At 39.6% G+C, this 18,731-nt stretch carries 16 protein-coding genes; 14 read left to right on the plus strand and 2 right to left on the minus strand.

Annotation, left to right across the window (positions count from 1 at the left end):
• The first annotated feature begins 261 nt into the window (after positions 1-261).
• Positions 262-831: a TetR/AcrR family transcriptional regulator gene (locus tag IW510_RS02070; protein WP_202056274.1), complete on the plus strand. Its 570-nt coding sequence runs from the start codon at positions 262-264 to the stop codon at positions 829-831.
• Positions 832-996: 165 nt separating this feature from the next.
• Here IW510_RS02070 and IW510_RS02075 read toward each other — a convergent pair whose 3' ends face one another.
• Together IW510_RS02075 and IW510_RS02080 are read right to left on the minus strand one after the other, a co-directional pair.
• On the minus strand, positions 997-1,440 hold the full coding sequence (locus IW510_RS02075; protein ID WP_202056276.1) for a flavodoxin: 444 nt from the start codon (positions 1,438-1,440) through the stop codon (positions 997-999).
• A 253-nt stretch (positions 1,441-1,693) separates the two neighbouring features.
• Positions 1,694-3,718, minus strand: coding sequence for an alkaline phosphatase family protein (locus IW510_RS02080; RefSeq protein ID WP_202056281.1), 2,025 nt, complete (start codon positions 3,716-3,718; stop codon positions 1,694-1,696).
• A gap of 184 nt (positions 3,719-3,902) precedes the next feature.
• Here IW510_RS02080 and map point away from each other — a divergent pair, with 184 nt between their 5' ends.
• The 13 genes from map to IW510_RS02145 all read left to right on the plus strand — a co-directional run bounded on the left by map (position 3,903) and on the right by IW510_RS02145 (position 18,535).
• The gene (map, locus tag IW510_RS02085; protein WP_202056286.1) at positions 3,903-4,667 is read left to right on the plus strand and encodes a type I methionyl aminopeptidase; all 765 of its coding nucleotides are present in this window, start codon (positions 3,903-3,905) and stop codon (positions 4,665-4,667) included.
• 116 nt (positions 4,668-4,783) lie between these two features.
• The gene (locus IW510_RS02090; RefSeq protein ID WP_202056604.1) at positions 4,784-5,698 is read left to right on the plus strand and encodes a YihY/virulence factor BrkB family protein; all 915 of its coding nucleotides are present in this window, start codon (positions 4,784-4,786) and stop codon (positions 5,696-5,698) included.
• A gap of 133 nt (positions 5,699-5,831) precedes the next feature.
• Positions 5,832-6,974, plus strand: coding sequence for a glycosyltransferase family 4 protein (locus tag IW510_RS02095; protein WP_202056287.1), 1,143 nt, complete (start codon positions 5,832-5,834; stop codon positions 6,972-6,974).
• A 297-nt stretch (positions 6,975-7,271) separates the two neighbouring features.
• Positions 7,272-8,054: a glycosyltransferase family 2 protein gene (locus tag IW510_RS02100; protein WP_202056289.1), complete on the plus strand. Its 783-nt coding sequence runs from the start codon at positions 7,272-7,274 to the stop codon at positions 8,052-8,054.
• Entirely contained in the window at positions 8,054-8,890 is an 837-nt protein-coding gene (locus IW510_RS02105; RefSeq protein WP_202056293.1) for a glycosyltransferase, read from the plus strand. The genes IW510_RS02100 and IW510_RS02105 overlap by 1 nt, the downstream gene beginning before the upstream one ends.
• Positions 8,887-9,588 (plus strand): glycosyltransferase family 2 protein, encoded by a 702-nt coding sequence (locus IW510_RS02110; RefSeq protein WP_202056294.1) that lies wholly within the window; start codon positions 8,887-8,889, stop codon positions 9,586-9,588. Before IW510_RS02105 ends, IW510_RS02110 begins: the two co-directional genes overlap by 4 nt.
• Before the next feature lie 121 nt (positions 9,589-9,709).
• A complete protein-coding gene (gene rfbA, locus IW510_RS02115) occupies positions 9,710-10,576 on the plus strand; it encodes a glucose-1-phosphate thymidylyltransferase RfbA (protein ID WP_202056300.1) in 867 nt (288 codons plus the stop codon).
• Positions 10,577-10,598: 22 nt separating this feature from the next.
• A complete protein-coding gene (gene rfbC, locus IW510_RS02120) occupies positions 10,599-11,171 on the plus strand; it encodes a dTDP-4-dehydrorhamnose 3,5-epimerase (RefSeq protein ID WP_202056302.1) in 573 nt (190 codons plus the stop codon).
• A gap of 87 nt (positions 11,172-11,258) precedes the next feature.
• Positions 11,259-12,287 carry a dTDP-glucose 4,6-dehydratase gene (gene rfbB / locus IW510_RS02125; protein ID WP_202056305.1) on the plus strand — a complete coding sequence of 343 codons (1,029 nt, stop codon included), beginning with the start codon at positions 11,259-11,261 and terminating at the stop codon, positions 12,285-12,287.
• Between the two features lie 387 nt (positions 12,288-12,674).
• Positions 12,675-13,514: a dTDP-4-dehydrorhamnose reductase gene (gene rfbD / locus IW510_RS02130; protein WP_202056307.1), complete on the plus strand. Its 840-nt coding sequence runs from the start codon at positions 12,675-12,677 to the stop codon at positions 13,512-13,514.
• 126 nt (positions 13,515-13,640) lie between these two features.
• Complete coding sequence (locus IW510_RS02135; RefSeq protein ID WP_202056308.1) at positions 13,641-14,015, plus strand: GtrA family protein; 375 nt, start codon at positions 13,641-13,643, stop codon at positions 14,013-14,015.
• Between the two features lie 150 nt (positions 14,016-14,165).
• Positions 14,166-15,557 carry a phospholipid carrier-dependent glycosyltransferase gene (locus IW510_RS02140; RefSeq protein ID WP_202056313.1) on the plus strand — a complete coding sequence of 464 codons (1,392 nt, stop codon included), beginning with the start codon at positions 14,166-14,168 and terminating at the stop codon, positions 15,555-15,557.
• Positions 15,558-15,691: 134 nt separating this feature from the next.
• On the plus strand, positions 15,692-18,535 hold the full coding sequence (locus tag IW510_RS02145; RefSeq protein WP_202056322.1) for a GBS Bsp-like repeat-containing protein: 2,844 nt from the start codon (positions 15,692-15,694) through the stop codon (positions 18,533-18,535).
• Positions 18,536-18,731: the final 196 nt, after the last annotated feature.

Raw genomic sequence — 18,731 nt, forward strand, 5'->3', positions numbered from 1 at the left:
TGATTTTTGTTGCTCGTTTCCTTTTTCTGTTTGAAAATACTGGTCGTTTCTATCTCTAATCTAAAATATCATAACATGTATAAAAAACAAACTCAATTGAATTGAAAGAGGAATCATTGTAGGCTCTAAATGAGAAAGAAGGAATATAAAATAATGAGAAAACAATAGTAGTATTTTGCAGAAATCTGTAATCGTGTTACAATAACGTTAGGTGTAGAATCAGGAAGCTTTGTTAGAGAATAGGTAGAGAGGATTGAGAATATGGCAAGAAAAAAGACGATCACAAAAGACCAAATACTGAATGCTGCCTATGAAGTAGTAGCGACTGAAGGTTTTTCTAAGTTTACTGCCAGAAATATTGCAGCAAAAATGAAATGTTCAACTCAACCAATTTATTTAGAATTTGAAAATATGGACGATTTAAAAGAAGCGTTATTTGATAAGATTCATCATTATCTTTCTACAGAAGTGTTTCCTGTGGAGCACACTGGAAACTTGATTGTTGACTTAGCTTTAAACTATGTTCATTTCGCAAAAAATGAAAGTAAGCTGTATCGTGCACTCTATTTGGAGGAGTATGGCGGCGGGCAACGCATGCAGGAGTTTTCGTATAATTATTTTTCAAGTGCAGTAAAGCAAGATCCTGAATATAGTGCACTTAACGAGGTTCAGATCAATTCTTTACATATGGGGACATGGATTGTGGCGACTGGAATCGGCTCGTTAATGACATCAGGGATTATTACTCCAACAGATGAACAAATAGAAGATATCTTGAAGGAAAGTATCCGAACAATCATGGAGCGGGAAAAACCGATTGATATCAGATAAAATAGATTAGTCAAATGTACTGAGTGGGATTCATTAGGGTCTCGCTCTTTTTATGTCCAACTATAAAGAAGAGATAACAAAAAAGAAGACAGCTCCACTGACAATTGTCAGTGGAGCTGTCTTTTAGTTTGATAGAATAAAAGAACAAGTATAGCTTAATAAAAATTAAGAAGCTGCTTCAACTAGTTTTTTAGCAAAAGCTTCTAGATTTTGGATATCTTCTTCTTCGGCAGCTAAGTCGACTTTTACACTGTCAGCTCCTTTTACCGCACCGATTTTGGCAAAGACAGCATCAAAATCATCAATTGATTTACAGAATTCTTCATAGAATGTATCACCTGAACCGCAGACACCGTAAATTTTTCCCTTTAGGTCTACTTCCTGTAAATCTTCATAAAAGTCAACGATTTCATCAGGCAGCTCGCCGTCTCCATAAGTATATGTCGCAACAACACAGATATCTGCCGCAGTAAAATCTTCTGCGTCCACTTGAGTGCACTCATCGATTTCTACATCAATATTTAAATTTTCAAATGCTTCTGCTACGATATCAGCAATTTCTTCTGTATTTCCAGTCATACTTGCATAAACGATTTTAGCTAAGGTCATTTTGCTCCTCCTTAAAATTAGTACAGTGTTGATTATAACAGAAAGGCATTCAAGATGTAAATTGGAAAAACTGTTTGTAGAGGTTTAGTTATGAATCAATAGTGGGAGAAACGCTTAGTTACCAACTATTTTCAGATGAAAATTCAGTAAAAATTTATTTACATAAAGTATGCTTTTGTAAGGTATGTTTTTGCTAATTAGGTACAGATAAAAAACACAGGAAATCATTATAAGATTTCCTGTGTTTTGTTGATTAGTTAATTGCGCCATCTGTAACAGTGGTTTCGTTTGTCTCGACAACTGACTCAGAGCTGGCTTCTTCCGCTTTATTTGCTTCGGCGGAAACTTCTTCCGTCGCTTCGGAGCTCTCAGCACTGCTGGTCGAGGAATTTTCCGCCTCTTTTTTAGACTTATAATCATTTGGATCGAAATTCAAAATGTGGTCATTATAGAAATCTGATTGTTGTGAAAGCTGATCACGAACGCTTTGTAATGTATTCGTTTCAACAACAGTCTCTCTATCTGAAAACAGATTCGTTCCGATTCCAAGACGTTCTCCAAGTATATTGGCACCAAGGCTGGCCAATGTTGTTGGAAATAGGTCAAAGCTGGCGAATTCTCGATTGGTGCGTCTGCTTTCCTCAGCCTCAATCGGAGAATTGACATAAAGATTAAAGATGGTACGTGCATACCCATTCAGGTATTCTTCAGTAAATTTCTGATCCATCGTTAAATGGTCTCCGGTGATAACAATCGTCGTATTTTCATAGAACGGCTGCTCTTTACACCAATTAACAAAATCAGCAACTTGTTTACTAGTATAAGAAATAACATTTGCATACTGACTGTCATATGGTGTTGGCTTGTTCTCAACAAAGCCGTCTGGAAAATGAGTATCTGCTGTCAGCATTGTCAGGTTGAACGGTGCTCCCTGTTCAGAGAGCTTGGTTGCTTCATCTTTAGCAAAGGTAAATAGTTTTTCATCCTCGAAGCCCCACCATTTTGCATAGCCAACTGGTAAGAGGCCAAGCTCAATTGATTTTGGATAATCAAGAATATTGTAATTACCATGCTGTTCAAGATAAGTTCTGCGACCGCCAAAGCTTGCATCCGATCCCATGACAAATGTTTGATTGTATCCTTGTTCATTAAGGATATCACCTAATGAGGTGATTCCCGGAAGAAATGATTCACCGTCACTGTAGGAATCTTGATCCCCAAAATTATTTTTATCAGAAGTAGGTGCCTTAAGAGGGACCCCTGATGTTTGAGAAACGATACCGGCAGCCGTGTAGTCAGTTCCCGGTACTTGATATGCACCACCGACTTGATCGGTGTTAGAGAAGTTGATGCCGCCTTCATCAATCAGCTCAGTCAACTCTTCCAGCAAATCATGCTCCTGTGTTCCACCACGCTCAGTACTTGTATAGCTGCCCTCCAATGATTCCACAAAGATATAAATCAGATTTCGCTTTTGTTCAGGAAAGGTTATTGAAACATCCTTTGCATCGACATATTCTTTTTCGAAAAGCGCTGATTTCTCAAAATACAGCTTAATTTGTGCAAAACCGACATTATTGATACTCAATAAGACTGAGCCGGCAAATAAAGTAAAGACTGCAGCAGGTACAAGAAATTTTTTGACCCATTTTCGTTCTTTCCCAACTTCTCTCTTTCCAGTTGTACGACCAAAGCGTAAGGTATAAGAAGAAAAGAAGTGAACAAGACGAACGAATAAGTAAGTAGAGACGCCGGAAATAATCAGCGGCTTATCAATAAATGTGAATACTTGATCGGTATTCGTACCGGAAAGTGTCTGCATGGTATAAAGCAGCTGATCGATACTGACCGGACCAAACACATTAATCAGCCAAGCACTACTTGTATAAAGCAGTAACGACAGAAAGATAATTGCAGCATAAAAGCCAATGAGAAATTTTGCTGCTTTTGTCTTTTTCATGTATTTTTTCTTTTCCAATGTTATAGGAAGTGTTGATTTATCAGATTGAACATAGGCGATAACCAACAAGAAAACAACCGTCAGGAATAAGCTTACAAAAAGGTAAAGGGATCGACTTAATGAAGCAAGGAGAGCTGTTGTTTTACCAAAAATGACTGTATAACAGAACAGTGAAACACTCCAAACGATGAACGTGTTGTCCAAAGTATGTAAAATCCAAGTTGATACCTTACTTTCTTCAAATAGTAATTTTCTAAACAATAGAATAGTAGTGAATATCAGCAAAAATGCGAATATTATAGTAAATATGGTGCTCAACGCTAAACTCCTCCAATCCCTAAAATAGTACCATAAATTGATTAAAAAATCTTTTATTAATTTTTACAAAAGCGTTACAAATTAATTGTTTCAAATTCATCATAAAGTTCACGTATTTCCCAATTTTGTGCTAAACTTACACATGGTATAGATTATTTTTAAAAGTAGGAGACGAGAATTAACTATGATTACACTAAAATCAGCTAGAGAAATTGATAGAATGGACGAATCCGGAGAACTATTGGCAGATGTTCATCGTCATTTGAGAGATTTTATCAAACCCGGAATTACCAGTTGGGATATTGAAGTATTTGTGAAAGACTTTATTGAAAAAAATGGCGGTATTGCTGCGCAAATCGGTTATGAAGGCTATAAGTATGCAACTTGCTGCAGTATCAATGATGAAATTTGTCATGGATTTCCAAGAAAAAAAGTTTTAAAAAGCGGTGACTTAATCAAGGTGGACATGTGTATTGATTTGAAAGGTGCAATGTCGGATTCTTGTTGGTCTTATGTTGTTGGAGAATCTACACCTGAATTGGATCACTTGATGGAAGTAACGAAAAAGGCACTTTACATAGGGATTGAACAGGCTCAGGTTGGTAATCGAATCGGAGACATTGGTCATGCGATTCAAACTTACGTAGAAGGAGAAGGTCTGGCAGTTGTCCGCGATTTTGTAGGTCACGGAATTGGACCGACGATTCATGAAAGTCCTTCTGTTCCTCACTATGGTGAAGCCGGTAAAGGACTTCGCTTAAAGGAAGGGATGGTTATCACCATCGAACCAATGGTAAATACAGGGACATGGAGAATGAAAATGGACCCAAATGGTTGGACTGCATATACTCAGGATGGCGGTTTAAGCTGTCAGTTTGAACATACTTTAGCTATTACTAAAGAAGGTCCGCGAATCCTTACTTCTCAAGGCGAAGAGTTGACTTATTAAGAGTTGGAAAATGTTACATCCGTTTGCGTGGGTCTGGTCTATCATTGGATGATGATGGCTCCGGACCCTGATTTTTTCGATAGTGACCATTACTGAATCGACAAGAGAGTGGGGAGATAAAAATGTTGGATAAATTGAAGAACAACCAGAAGCTTCATCGGTTTATTCAGACAACGCAGGATCGGATGATTGATTCTGAGATAGGGAATACCTCCGTGGTCGTCGCATATTATTTATTACTGTCATTATTTCCGTTATTGATTGCTGTAGGGAATGTTTTGCCTTATCTACGTATCGATCCTAATAGTGTCTTGCCTTATTTGGCGGAGATTATTCCTGAGACGATTTTTAACGATTTGAAGCCGGCGATTAAATCATTATTGACACAAAGCTCAGGCGGTTTGCTTTCTATATCCGCAGTTGCCACACTATGGAGCTCCAGTCAGAGTATCAATGCCCTACAAACAGCGATGAACAAAGCGTTTGGTGTAGAGCAGAGAAAAAATTTCATTGTTGTACGTCTGGTGTCCTTGTTTGTAATTGTCCTTTTTTTAATTGCGCTGGTTGGTGTTGTATTAATCTTAGGGGTCGGACAAAATATTATGGACCTTGTAGAAACGATGGTTCATATCCCAACTGATTTTGTGAATACATTTGAAACATTGAAATGGCCAGTCACTGCGTTAGGACTGTTTCTTGCATTGAGCTTGATTTATTTTGTTGTTCCTAATGTGAAGCTGAAAAGCCGCTCGGTTTTTCCGGGAGCTATTTTTGCGACGGTTGGCTGGTTGCTGCTGTCTCAAGCGTTTGGTATCTACGTCACTTACTTTAGTTCAAGAGTGTCAGGGTATCAAATCATTGGAAGCTTTATTGTTTTGATGCTTTGGTTGAACTTCGCTTCAACGATCATTGTGCTTGGCGGCATTATTAACGCAGTGGTGGAGGACTATCTCTCTCATGGTCAAATCGAAGACCGTCATGGAATGTTTCGGCAGACGTTTCGAAAATTAAAAAACAAGATAAAGAAATAATTTTTTTTATGGTAAAAGGATAGTGGGGCAAGGAGCTTCGCCATCAATTGACTTCACTGCTTTCTGATGAAACTTGTAAAACGGCAACGATTCTGTATAATATACGATGAACCTTAAGAAAGTAGGACTTTTTATGTCTATGTTTATTTATGAGGTCATGCTACGTCTCTTGTTGACATTCATGATTTCCTTGATTATAACACCTATCGTGAAATTGCTTGCTTTTCGGATTGGCGCTTACGATGCTCCTGGGGAACGAAGAATTAATAAAAAGATTATGCCGACAGCCGGTGGGCTGGCCATTTATTTTTCATTCAGCTTCTCTTGCCTGTTTATTTTTCAATCCGTCATTCCTTTTGAATATATCGGACCAATTCTTCTTGCCAGTGGTATTGTTGTGGCGACAGGATTGATCGACGATATTTGGGAGCTTTCTCCTTCAAAGAAGACACTGGGAATTATTTTGGCATCGTTAGTTATTTACTTTGTCGCTGAGATTCGCATTGATTTTGTGACATTGCCATTTTTCAACCAAATCGATTTGCGCTGGTTTAGTTTGCCATTGACGATTCTGTGGATTGTTGCAATTACAAATGCAATCAACCTGATTGATGGTCTGGATGGTCTGGCTTCCGGCGTCTCAATTATCAGTTTGACAACGATTGGGCTTGTAGGGTATTTCTTTTTACACGCAAAAACAATCTACGTGCCGATTGTTATCTTTATCCTGGTAGCAAGTATTGTTGGGTTTTTCCCCTATAATTTTTATCCGGCCAAAATTTTCCTTGGAGATACAGGCGCATTGTTCCTTGGGTTCATGATTGCCGTAATGTCGCTTCAAGGACTAAAAAATGCAACCTTTATCTCGGTGATTACACCGCTGATTATTCTAGGTGTGCCAATTACAGACACCGTCTATGCCATTATTCGTCGACTGCTGAACAAACGACCGATTTCTTCAGCGGATAAGATGCACTTGCATCATCGACTGCTTTCTCTTGGCTTCAGCCACAAAGGTGCTGTGATGACGATTTACGGCTTGGCACTAGTCTTTTCATTTGTTGCTTTACTATTCAGCTATGCCAGTCAATTAGCCTCTATTTTGCTGATTGTGTTCAGCTTGGTTGGGCTTGAGCTATTCATTGAATTGATTGGCCTGGTTGGCGAAAATCATCAGCCGTTGATGTACATTTTACGAGTATTTGGTAATAAGGAATTTCGTCAGCAGCAGCTGGACAAACATGCTGGGAAACATTCGAAGAAAAAGAAGCGCTGATTTTCGTTAATCAGGTGCATATGGTATACTTTATAAGGCAGAAGCGTGATTGAGACAGAGTGTTCAGCTCTGAAAGAGCCGCTTCTGTCTTCATGTGTTTTATGGCCTGTTTTTTGTTTGGTGCAGACTGCATGAACTATTTTATGGCAGTTGAAATAGATAGCAAAGAATAGACCTAGGGTAAATAAATAGAACGAGTTGATTTCAACATTGCTTCAGCAGCTTTTTGCAGCTGTTGGTTTCTTAGTATATTTTTAATAATTGACAGGATTTCATGATTAAGGGGTTTCCAAACAAATGAATGAAAAAATTGCAATTTCTATTGTAACTTATAACAGCAGACATATATTCAAAGTACTGGATAATCTTAAAGCTGAGTTGGCAGATTCTTCAGAATATGAGATTCATATTTTTGATAATCATTCCGATGACGACTACATAAAACAGTTAAAAAGCTATGAGCCTTTTATTATTCTGCATCACTATGGGGAAAATAAGGGGTTTGGTTTCGGGCACAATCTAATTTTTCAACAGTTATCGACAAAATATGGCATTGTGTTCAATCCGGATGTCCTTGTAACCAAGGATGCCTTGGACAAAATGGTAGAGCGGATTAAAGAGAATAAAGAGCTGGCTATGGTTTGCCCTAAGGTGCTGAATACAGATGGAACAACACAATATTTAGTCAGACAAAAGCTGGATGTATTTGACTATATGCTCCGCTTTGTTCCGTTTGGTTTCGTTAAGCGGCTCTTTGATAAACGCTTGAGCTATTATGAATGCAGAGACTTACCGGATGATCAAACAAGCTTTATTAAGATGGGGTCCGGCTGCTTCATGCTGATTGACGTGGAGAAATATAAAGAAATTGGCGGCTTTGATGAGCGCTTCTTCATGTATTTCGAGGACAACGATTTATGCCTGCGTTTTGGTCAGGCGGGCTACAAAATTCTGTATACACCGTTTGAGCCTGTCACCCATATTTATGAGAAGGCTGCCCATAAGAGCTTTTCATCATTCAAGGTTTTCATGCAATCAATGTACAAATTTTTCAATAAATGGGGCTGGAGGTTTTTCTGATGGAGCAAAGGCTGGTAATCGTTCTTGTTTTGTATAAGAAAAGCTTGAGTGACTGTCCAAGCTATAACGCCCTGTATTACGCAGTCAGCAAACGAAAAAATATGCACGTAGTAGTTTACGACAACAGTCCGGAAGAACACGGGGATGTGCTTTATAAAAATAATCAGGTACATTATATCCATAACCCTGCCAATCCGGGGTTGGCAACGGCCTATAACGAAGGACTGTCATTATTCCAAAAACTTTCTGCACAGCTCATGCTGCTGCTGGATCAAGATACAGAGATAGATTTTCCCTATTTAGATAAGATTGCGTCGCAAACGGATGGAGAGTCAGTTGGCGCGTTTGTTCCGCTTGTTTATTCCGGAAATCAGAAAATTTCACCGGTTTTTAGCGATAACTATGTAGGTGGGGGACTTAGTTTTCCTGAGATTGGAAAAACCAGTCACCGGTTGATGGCTGTGAATTCAGGAACTGTTTTGACTGCGTCCGGTCTGGCTGCAATTGAACGATTTAATGAAGAGTTTCCGTTAGATTTTCTGGATCACTGGCTGTTTTGGAAGCTGTATCAGGAGAAACAGGAAATTGAGGTATTGGATGTGACCTTGGCGCATGATCTTTCTGTATTGGATTACAGTCAGGTCAGTCTAACTCGATACGAATCGATTATCACCGCAGAGCGACGTTTTTATCAAAACTATGATACAGCTATGCTCACTGTTCATGAAAAGCATTTGCTAAAACGAATGGTTAAGCAGTTTCTTACAGTGAAAAATAGAAAAATATGGCGGCGTACTTGGCAAGAGTATCGTCTGTTAGCGAGGGAAGGACAATGATTTCAGTATGTGTAGCGGCGTATAATGGAGAAAAATATATTGCTCAGCAACTGGATAGTATTTTGATTCAGTTGGCAGAGGAAGATGAAGTCATTGTATCAGATGACGGCTCTGTGGATGGAACGCTTGAAATCCTAGAAGAGTACGCTGGAAAAGACTCGCGTGTTCGATTAATAGAAGGTCCTCGAAATGGGGTTATTGCAAATTTTGAACAGGCAATTACGGAAGCACAGGGAGACTTTATTTTTCTTGCGGATCAGGATGATGTCTGGCTTCCTGAAAAAGTATCAGAGACAGTGGCCTTTTTCAATGCACATTTGGCTCTGGATGTGGTGGTGAGTGACCTAATTATTGTGAATGAAAAGCTGGAGCCGATTACGTCCTCTTACTTTGAGTATCGGAAAGTAAAGACTGGCTTTTTTGCCAATGTTTTGAAAAACGGATATATCGGAGCTGGAATGTGCTTTAGAAAGCGAATGAAGGAACGAATACTACCTATTCCTCACAATGTTCCAATGCATGACATGTGGATTGGCCTGCTTGGTGAGACAGGCTTTTTGCAAAAGCCGTTAACGTATTACCGCAGACATGATGAGAATGTCAGTGAAATTGCAACAAGCGCCAGCTTACTTCAACAATTAAACTGGCGTACCACGCTACTGTATCTTCTTTTCAAAAGAAAAATCTTAAAAAGATAGTTTTTTTACAATTTCGTAATAAATTGTGAAAATACATGACAAGCTTCTAGGATAATGAGATAATGTACGATGGTATACTGTAGAAGAAAGACTAAATATTAAATTATGAAGGAGTTTTTCCATGAAAGGAATTATCTTAGCCGGAGGAAGCGGAACAAGACTATATCCGTTAACAAAGGCGACATCTAAACAATTGATGCCAGTTTATGACAAACCAATGATTTACTACCCAATGTCAACATTGATGTTGGCAGGTATCAAGGAGATTCTGATCATTTCCACACCGGAAGACACACCAAGATTCGAAAACCTTTTTGGTGATGGCTCAGATTTAGGCATCCATATTGAATATGCTGTTCAGGAGAGTCCGGATGGATTGGCTCAGGCGTTTATTATCGGTGAATCATTTATCGGTGACGACAGCGTGTGTCTTGTACTTGGAGATAATATCTATTATGGCGGCGGATTATCTAAAATGCTGCAAAGAGCTGCTGCTAAAGAAAGCGGAGCAACAGTGTTTGGCTATCATGTGAATGATCCGGAGCGTTTTGGTGTTGTGGAGTTTGATGACAATATGACTGCTCTTTCTATTGAAGAAAAGCCTGAAAAGCCAAAATCCAACTATGCGGTGACCGGCTTGTATTTCTATGATAACGATGTCGTTGATATCGCCAAAAACATTAAGCCATCTGATCGTGGAGAGCTTGAAATTACCGATGTAAATAAAGTGTATCTTGAAAGAAATAAACTATCTGTGGAAGTGATGGGAAGAGGATTTGCCTGGTTAGATACTGGTACTCATGAATCATTGCTGGAAGCTTCTACTTTTATTGAAACAATTGAAAAACGCCAAAACCTGAAAGTTGCCTGCTTGGAAGAAATTGCGTACCGTATGGGCTATATTACAAAAGAACAGTTGGTTGAACTGGCTCAGCCGTTGAAGAAAAATGGGTACGGTCAGTATTTATTAAGATTAGCAGAAGCTTAACAGGACAGGAGCATAATAGGATATGAAAGTAATCGAAACGAAATTAACCGATGTAAAGATTATTGAAATGGATGTCTTTGGCGACCATCGCGGCTTTTTTACTGAAAGCTACTCAAAGGAAAAATTTGCAGCCCATGGCTTGGATTTTGATTTTGTTCAGGACAACCATTCTCTTTCCAGCGAAGCTGGAGTTTTGAGAGGCTTGCACTTTCAAAAAGGAGAAGCAGCTCAAACAAAGCTGATTCGTGTAGTAACAGGAGCGGTATTAGACGTTATCGTAGATATCAGAAAAGGGAGTCCAACCTATGGCGAATGGGAAGGCTACATTCTTTCTGAGCATAATCATCGTCAATTATTGGTTCCGAAAGGGTATGCTCATGGCTTTGTTACCTTGACCCCTGATGTGAATTTCCTTTACAAGTGCGATAATTACTATAATGCTGAGGCTGACGGAGGAATTGCATTTGATGATCCTGAGTTGGCAATTGATTGGCCAATTGATATCAAAAAGGCCATCACCTCTGAGAAGGATCAAAAGCATCCGACGCTAAAAGAGTTTGAAGCGGTAAATCCATTTGTTTATGGTGAAATCTAAAGAACTACATCGCGCTTTTTTTGCTGAGTAACGGATATAATCGATTCACCAAAATGAGCGATTGAATAGTAAGGAGAGAACATAATAATGAAAAACATTATTGTTACCGGAGGAGCTGGCTTTATTGGCTCTAACTTTGTCCACTACGTTGTGAACAACCATCCGGAAGTACATGTAACAGTATTAGATAAACTGACCTATGCGGGAAATAAGGAAAATCTTGCCGGCTTACCTGCTGACAGAGTAGAGCTTGTCATTGGTGATATTGCCGATGCAGAATTGGTTGACCGTCTGGTGAAGGATACAGATGCTGTCGTTCATTATGCTGCCGAGTCTCATAATGACAACTCACTGAATGATCCGTTCCCATTCGTGCAAACCAATATCATTGGTACTTATACATTGATTGAAGCTTGCCGCAAGCATAACGTTCGCTATCACCATGTTTCAACAGATGAAGTATATGGAGACTTGCCGCTTCGTGAGGACCTTCCGGAGCATGGCGAAGGACCGGGAGAGAAATTTACAGCAGAAACGCCGTATAATCCATCAAGTCCATATTCATCAACGAAAGCTGGATCAGACCTTTTAGTAAAGGCGTGGGTTCGTTCGTTTGACTTGCAGGCAACAATCTCTAATTGTTCAAACAATTATGGACCTTACCAGCACATTGAAAAGTTCATTCCACGCCAGATTACAAATATCCTGAGTGGAATCAGACCTAAGCTATATGGAGCCGGCAAAAATGTTCGTGACTGGATTCATACAAATGATCATTCATCAGCTGTATGGGCAATTTTGACAAAAGGCCGTATTGGGGAAACTTATTTAATTGGTGCAGATGGCGAAGAAGACAACAAAACCGTTATTGAGCTGATTTTAGAATTAATGGGACAGCCTAAGGATGCTTATGACCACGTAAATGATCGTACCGGACATGATTTGCGCTATGCGATTGATTCAGCAAAATTACGTGAAGAGCTTGGATGGACACCTGAATTTACAGATTTCCGTACAGGATTGGCTGATACAATCAAATGGTATACAGAAAATGAAAACTGGTGGAAAGCAGAAAAAGAAGCTGTTGAAGCAAACTACGCGAAAAGTGGACAGTAATCTTTGACTGACACAACCATCACAGGCTTATCACTGTTTATCCTTCAATCAGGATAGACAGTTGCTTAGTGGATTAATTGGAAATAGACAACGAGACAGAGGTAGCGTTATCGACAGTAAGTTGAAAGTTTTCTTGTGTCGATAAGAGGGGGAGCAAGTGACAAACGAATATGGCAGTGCTAATCAACTTAGAAAATGAGCTTGATTAACAGACATAGTTGTTTCACATGAATCGCTTAACGCAGCAGACTTCTGTCTCTACCTATTTTAGTAGTGAATGACTGGAAATTCTATGTTGAGGAGTGTTACATCAAGATAGGGTGCAGTAAGAGCATTGAACCATCTGTGAGTTAAGGATGGCGTATCAAAGGTGAAGGAGAGAATAGCATGATTTTAATTACAGGTGGAAATGGACAATTGGGAACAGAATTGCGCCATTTATTGGATGAGCAGGGCTTGTCTTATGTTTCGACGGATGCCGCAGAGATGGATATTACCAACCCGGAAGCGACAAAAGCCTTTATTGCTGGGCTTAAGCCGGAAGTTATCTATCATTGTGCAGCCTATACTGCTGTTGATAAAGCGGAGGATGAAGGCAAAGAATTAGATGAAAAAATCAATGTTGATGGTACGCGAAATGTTGCGGCTGCAGCTGAGGCAATTGGCGCAACGTTGATTTATATCAGCACAGATTATATTTTCGATGGCACGAAAAAGGATGGTGTCTATCAAACGGATGATCAGACAAATCCGCAAAATGAATACGGCCGTACAAAATTGCTCGGCGAACAGATTGTGGAAGAAACCATGAGTAAGTACTATATTGTTCGAACTTCTTGGGTATTCGGAAAGTATGGTCATAACTTTGTCTTCACGATGCAGAAGCTGGCAGAAACAAGAGATCAGCTGACTGTTGTAAATGATCAGTTTGGTCGTCCAACTTGGACAAGAACACTGGCGGAGTTCATGCTGTTTGTAGTAAAAGAGAATGCGCCATACGGTGTTTATCATCTGTCTAATGAAAATAGCTGCAGCTGGTATGAATTTGCGAAAGAAATTTTGAAGGATACAGCGGTGGAAGTGCTACCTGTAGATTCCACACAATTTCCACAAAAGGCGAAACGCCCTCAGTACTCTGTGATGGACTTAAGCAAGGCGGAGGCATTAGGCTTTGTGATTCCAACTTGGCAGGATGCTTTAAAACAAATGCTGGCAAGTTTAGACTAGGATTTACTACTGAAAAATGAAAGAGTGCAGATAAAAGGTTGAGCTGTGAAGCTGTTTCATACAGAATGCTTTCTATCTGCTGCTCTCTCTTTAAGAGGATTCTTTTGAAAGGAAATCGTTATATCTATGTTAAATAAAATAATAGGATTTGGGATAGTTGGAATTATTGCTACAGCAATCGATTTCGCCAGTCTGTTTCTTTTGAAATCTGTATTGGGCGTTGATGTATATATTGCTACAACAATCGCGTTCTCATTGTCCTTGATTTTCAATTATATAGCCAGCATGAAATATGTATTCGTTGCAAAAGAAGGACTGTCAGTGAAAAAGCAGATGGTGATTTTTCTGGTAACGTCGGTTATTGGCTTATTGATTAATCAAGCGGTAATGTATGTTGGAATAGAATGGCTGCATGTCTATTATATGTTGGCGAAATTCCTAGCAACAGCTGTAACAATGGTCTTTAACTTTGTCGCAAGACATCTGCTGCTTGAGAAATAGGCGCAGCTTAATAGATAGATGGTAGAGAATCATTGATGCTCTGTTTTATGAAGCGCTTTTGGGAAGCGAGAGAATCGGAGCATCTGCTTGCTTTGTCGATTTAGTGAAGCGGGCTTGATGAAGTGTTTATTTGGAAGGGAGAATATGTTAATGGAGAACTCTGTCTCTGATGCATCGAGAAGGAAAAGAACGAATACTCATTCCTATTTCGAAGGCAAAGGAAAATTTTTTACTATACAATTGGGGTTAGTCTTGATGATGTGCGTGTGGTTTGCTTTTTGGGCATATAAACTACCGTTCAATCAAGGTCCGGATGAATACATGCGTTATCAAATCCCGGCGTACATATATAATAACTGGTCATTACCAACAGGGTATGAACCGGAGGTCATCCATACAGTCGGTAACTGGTCTTATGCTTTTTATCCACAAATGCTGGGTGCTATCATAAGTGCGTTTTTCATGCATGTGATGAATTTATTTTATTCAACAGATCATTCATTGTTGGTGGCAGCAAGAGGTGCAAGTGTTTTGTTTGGCGCATTAGGTGTTCTATTTACCGGAAAAAGTGTGTATAAATTAACCGGGAAAAAGGCAGTCAGTCTACTAAGTATGGTTGCTCTCGGATTTTTACCGCAGTATACATTTTTATCATGTTACGTGAATAATGATATTATTGCCGTTGCAGGAGCAAGCATGATTGTATATGCAATGATTGCTGCTTATGACGAAGCATGGAACTACAAGCACAGTCTAATTTTTTCAGCAGGTGTTATTGTCTGCGGACTGGGCTATTCCAATTCGTATGGCTTTATACTATTTGGCGGATTATTCTTTGTTATTGTCAATATCATGAATATAAAGAATGGTATCACTCAAAAGAAAGACTTCTATAAAAACTTTTTGTTAGTTTTTGTTATTTGCGCAGTAGTCATTTTCCCATTCTTTATCAGAAACTATATTCTTCATAAAGATATTTTAGGATTGACCGTGTTCAACAAAGAATATACACGTTGGCTAGATGAAGGCGGCGCTGTATTACAGGTTCCCTTTGCAGGCAATTGGTTTGAGCTAATTAGAAACAAGGATTTTATTGGTACGGTTTTTCGTTCCTTTGTAGGTTTGTTCGGTTATATGGCCTTTCCTATGACGATGGGCTACTATTTATTTTATATGTGGATATTTGGTTTAGGCATCGTGGGCTTCATTCTTCGTTCTGTAAAAAACAGGACGGCACTGGAAGAGTCAGCTGATGTAAAATGGAAAAAGAGATGGCTGGTTTTCTTTGTGATTGCCGCATGTGTTACAACAGTTATTTTGCACCTTTACTATGTTTTATACATTGATTATCAGGCACAGGGAAGATACATCATGGCGATTGTTTCCCCGTTGATGGTCATTGTTGTAGCCGGTTTTTCTTACTATGTTGATGGACTGATTAAACCTGAAAAAAGAATGTTAGTATATTTTATTTTAGGCATAGTCTATATCCTTATCAATTACTTAGTCTATAAAAACTTTGTCACATTGTCATTTGTTTAAGCTGCAGAAGCCGAATATATTATTGGAAGCTAGAAAATAACCGTTCTTAAGGATATGAAAAAGTGAAGTATTGGGAATAAAAATGATTGTAGAAGCGTTGCTTTTGCAAGTCAGACAATATCAGGAGGAACAAAATGAAAAAAAAGAATCTTTTCTCTGTTTTAGTGGGTGCCGGTCTAACATTAAATAGCATGGCGCCACTGATGACAGTCTATGCTGAACAGGAAAATGCTGTTCAGGATTCAAGTGAACAAGTGGAAGGAATCACAGGTGCTCAGCAAAACGAAGACCTAGGATTGACAGAACCGTCTACTTCAACAACTACGCAGACAGAGGAAACGATGGCAGAAACCGAGGATACAGCTTCTGAAGAGACTGTTGAATCGGATGAAGCAACAGATGAAGTGGAAGGAAACGATGAATACACAGAGCCTGCACCATCCAGCCGCTCCGATTTAGCTGTTGCCAGCAGAAGCTTGGCAAGAGCAACAATTGACAAGGTAACGGCAGGAGAAACAAATCGACCAACCTTGAGCTTTATCGATGTTTCTTCTCATAATGGAACAATCACAACCAGTCAGTACCAGATGATGAAAACATATGGCGTTGGCGGTGTGGTGGTTAAACTAACTGAGGGTACAACTTATTTTAATCCCTATGCACAATCACAAATAGCAAATGCGAAAGCTGCCGGATTGAAGGTGTCTGTTTATCACTACAGTCACTATACATCTGCTGATGGAGCAAGAGCAGAGGCAGCCTATTTTGCAAGTAAAGCGGCGTCATTGTCTCTTGCTAAAGATACAGTAATGGTTAATGATATTGAAGAAACCGCAATGAGAACCTCTGCGTTGAACAACAATACGTTAGCCTTCAAACAGCAATTGAACAGCTCGGGCTACAATACCGTTGCCTACTATCTATCAAGAAGCTGGCTGGACGTGGACGGTGGTGTGTTCAGCACCAGTACATTTGGAAAAAATGTAACCTGGGTAGCACAATATCCGTATACACCAACAGCGTCACAAAATTGGAATAGTGATTATTCCTCTTGGCAATGGTCTTCCAATTTCTATTTCCCCGGTATTTCTCATCCATTTGATGTGAACACGGATTATACCGGACTTTTCACAGGAGATGCAGGAGATCGATGGGATGAAAGTATTCCGGTAACAGGCTCCTTATCAATTACTGATCCTACAAGTAAAGAAACAACATTTAAAGCAACCGCAACAGTAGAAGCTGGCGGCTATGCCCCTTATCGTGTCATGTTCCCGACTTGGTCAAATGCAAACGGTCAGGATGATATCATCTGGTATGAAGGAACACGAAATAGTGACGGTACTTGGAGTGCGGACATTGACATTTCGAAGCACAATTCTACTGGTGGGTACACGACTCATGCTTATGTTCAAATGCTTCCTTATTCATCAGCAAGAATGTATCTAAGTGCGGGAAGTTTTAGTGTTTCTCCGATAGATATGACAGCTGCAATCAGTAACTACAGTAAAGAAAAAGGAACCTTTGATGTGACGGTTACAGCGAATCATGTGTCTGGAACCAGCAAAGTACGTGTCGCTGCTTGGAGTGAAAGCAACCAAGGAGATATCTATTGGTACGATGCAATCAGGCAATCAGACGGTTCGTATAAAGTGGTTGTGGATGTAAAAAATCATAAATATAACTCTGGCAAATACTTTGTCCATTCGTTTGCTTATGCTGGAAATGGATTAAGCAGAGGTGTTGCCTTAGATCAGCAAGTAGAAGTTAATGGTCCAAGCGCATCTGTAACCTTTACGGATACTAAGAAAACAGAAACAACTTACCTTGCTTCTTCCACTGTTTCTCCGGGTTCTCTTGGTTCAATCAAGGAAGTAAGATATGCTGTGTGGAGTGTCGCCGGTGGTCAGGATGATATTCAGTGGTATACAGCGAAACTCACTAATGGAAAATACGAAGCGACAATTGATATTAACAAGCATAAGACAGCGGGAGCATACACAGTCCACACGTATGTTGTATCATCAGCAGGACTTTTGAAATGGGCCTCTGCAGACAGCTTTACGGTGAGCACACCAACTGCTTCGGTAACCTCTGCAAACTATGTTCAAAATAAAGGCACCTTTGATATCATTGTTACAGCTTCTGCGCCGGCAGGAATCAAAGAAGTAGATGTACCTGTTTGGAGTAAGAGTAATCAATCAGATATTAAATGGTATCGCGCTGCTAAACAATCAGATGGTACCTACAAGGTCACTGTAAATATCAAGGATCACCAATATAATGCAGGAAGCTATCAGGCTCATGCCTATGTCAGAACCAATAACAGCTTAACGCGAGTGGTTGGGATGGCTTCTCTGAATGTAACTGCGCCGGCAATCACAGGAACCCTGAACGTGATCCCGAACAGCACAGAGACAACTTATACAGCAAAACTAAATGCCGATATGGGCATTTATGGTACACCGAAAGAAGTCCAGTTCGCCGTGTGGAGTCAGAAAAATGGTCAGGACGACATTCAATGGTATTCAGCGAAGAAAAACAGCGATGGCACGTATAGCTTTGATATAAGTATTGCGAAGCATAAGGATGCCGGTGTGTATTCGATTCATGCGTATGCAACGTTATCCAATGGTACGAAGAAGATTGTAACAGCTTCAACCTTCACTGTAACTGATCCGACAATCACGACGTCTGTGAGTGCGTATGATAAAACAAGTAAATCATTTACTGTCACAGTCAATGGCAGCAGTAAATCCGGTATCAGCAAGGTTCGAGTACCAGTTTGGAGTAAGAGCGACCAATCAGATATTCAATGGTATGATGCTGTGAAGCAGTCAGATGGTACGTATAAGGTTACTGTAAATATAAGTAAGCACGGCAACAATACAGGAAACTACAATATTCATGTATATCTTTATGCCGGAAACGGTATTACGAAGGTTGCTGGAGCACCGTCAGTGAACGTGACGAACTAGTTTTAATCGCCGATACCTTTTAACGGCAAATGATAAGAAATACTTCAGACAGCCCATCAGGCTTTCTGAAGTATTTTTTCTGTCAGGGAACCAACTGTCACGGTTTTTTTTAAGAAGGCAGCTGACAAGGTTCTTGCTATAGATTACTTTTTTTTCGGCTATTTATAGGAAGGAAAATGTTAAAAATTTATTTACG

The organism is Enterococcus sp. BWR-S5, assembly GCF_016745255.1.
GTDB lineage: Bacteria > Bacillota > Bacilli > Lactobacillales > Enterococcaceae > Enterococcus_L.

Coding starts and splice junctions, on each gene's coding strand:
- IW510_RS02070 (WP_202056274.1), top strand. CDS start 262: ATGGCAAGAAAAAAGACGATCACAAAAGACCAAATACTGAATGCTGCC.
- IW510_RS02075 (WP_202056276.1), bottom strand. CDS start 1,440: ATGACCTTAGCTAAAATCGTTTATGCAAGTATGACTGGAAATACAGAA.
- map (WP_202056286.1), top strand. CDS start 3,903: ATGATTACACTAAAATCAGCTAGAGAAATTGATAGAATGGACGAATCC.
- IW510_RS02095 (WP_202056287.1), top strand. CDS start 5,832: ATGTCTATGTTTATTTATGAGGTCATGCTACGTCTCTTGTTGACATTC.
- IW510_RS02100 (WP_202056289.1), top strand. CDS start 7,272: ATGAATGAAAAAATTGCAATTTCTATTGTAACTTATAACAGCAGACAT.
- IW510_RS02105 (WP_202056293.1), top strand. CDS start 8,054: ATGGAGCAAAGGCTGGTAATCGTTCTTGTTTTGTATAAGAAAAGCTTG.
- IW510_RS02110 (WP_202056294.1), top strand. CDS start 8,887: ATGATTTCAGTATGTGTAGCGGCGTATAATGGAGAAAAATATATTGCT.
- rfbA (WP_202056300.1), top strand. CDS start 9,710: ATGAAAGGAATTATCTTAGCCGGAGGAAGCGGAACAAGACTATATCCG.
- rfbC (WP_202056302.1), top strand. CDS start 10,599: ATGAAAGTAATCGAAACGAAATTAACCGATGTAAAGATTATTGAAATG.
- rfbB (WP_202056305.1), top strand. CDS start 11,259: ATGAAAAACATTATTGTTACCGGAGGAGCTGGCTTTATTGGCTCTAAC.
- rfbD (WP_202056307.1), top strand. CDS start 12,675: ATGATTTTAATTACAGGTGGAAATGGACAATTGGGAACAGAATTGCGC.
- IW510_RS02135 (WP_202056308.1), top strand. CDS start 13,641: ATGTTAAATAAAATAATAGGATTTGGGATAGTTGGAATTATTGCTACA.
- IW510_RS02140 (WP_202056313.1), top strand. CDS start 14,166: ATGGAGAACTCTGTCTCTGATGCATCGAGAAGGAAAAGAACGAATACT.
- IW510_RS02145 (WP_202056322.1), top strand. CDS start 15,692: ATGAAAAAAAAGAATCTTTTCTCTGTTTTAGTGGGTGCCGGTCTAACA.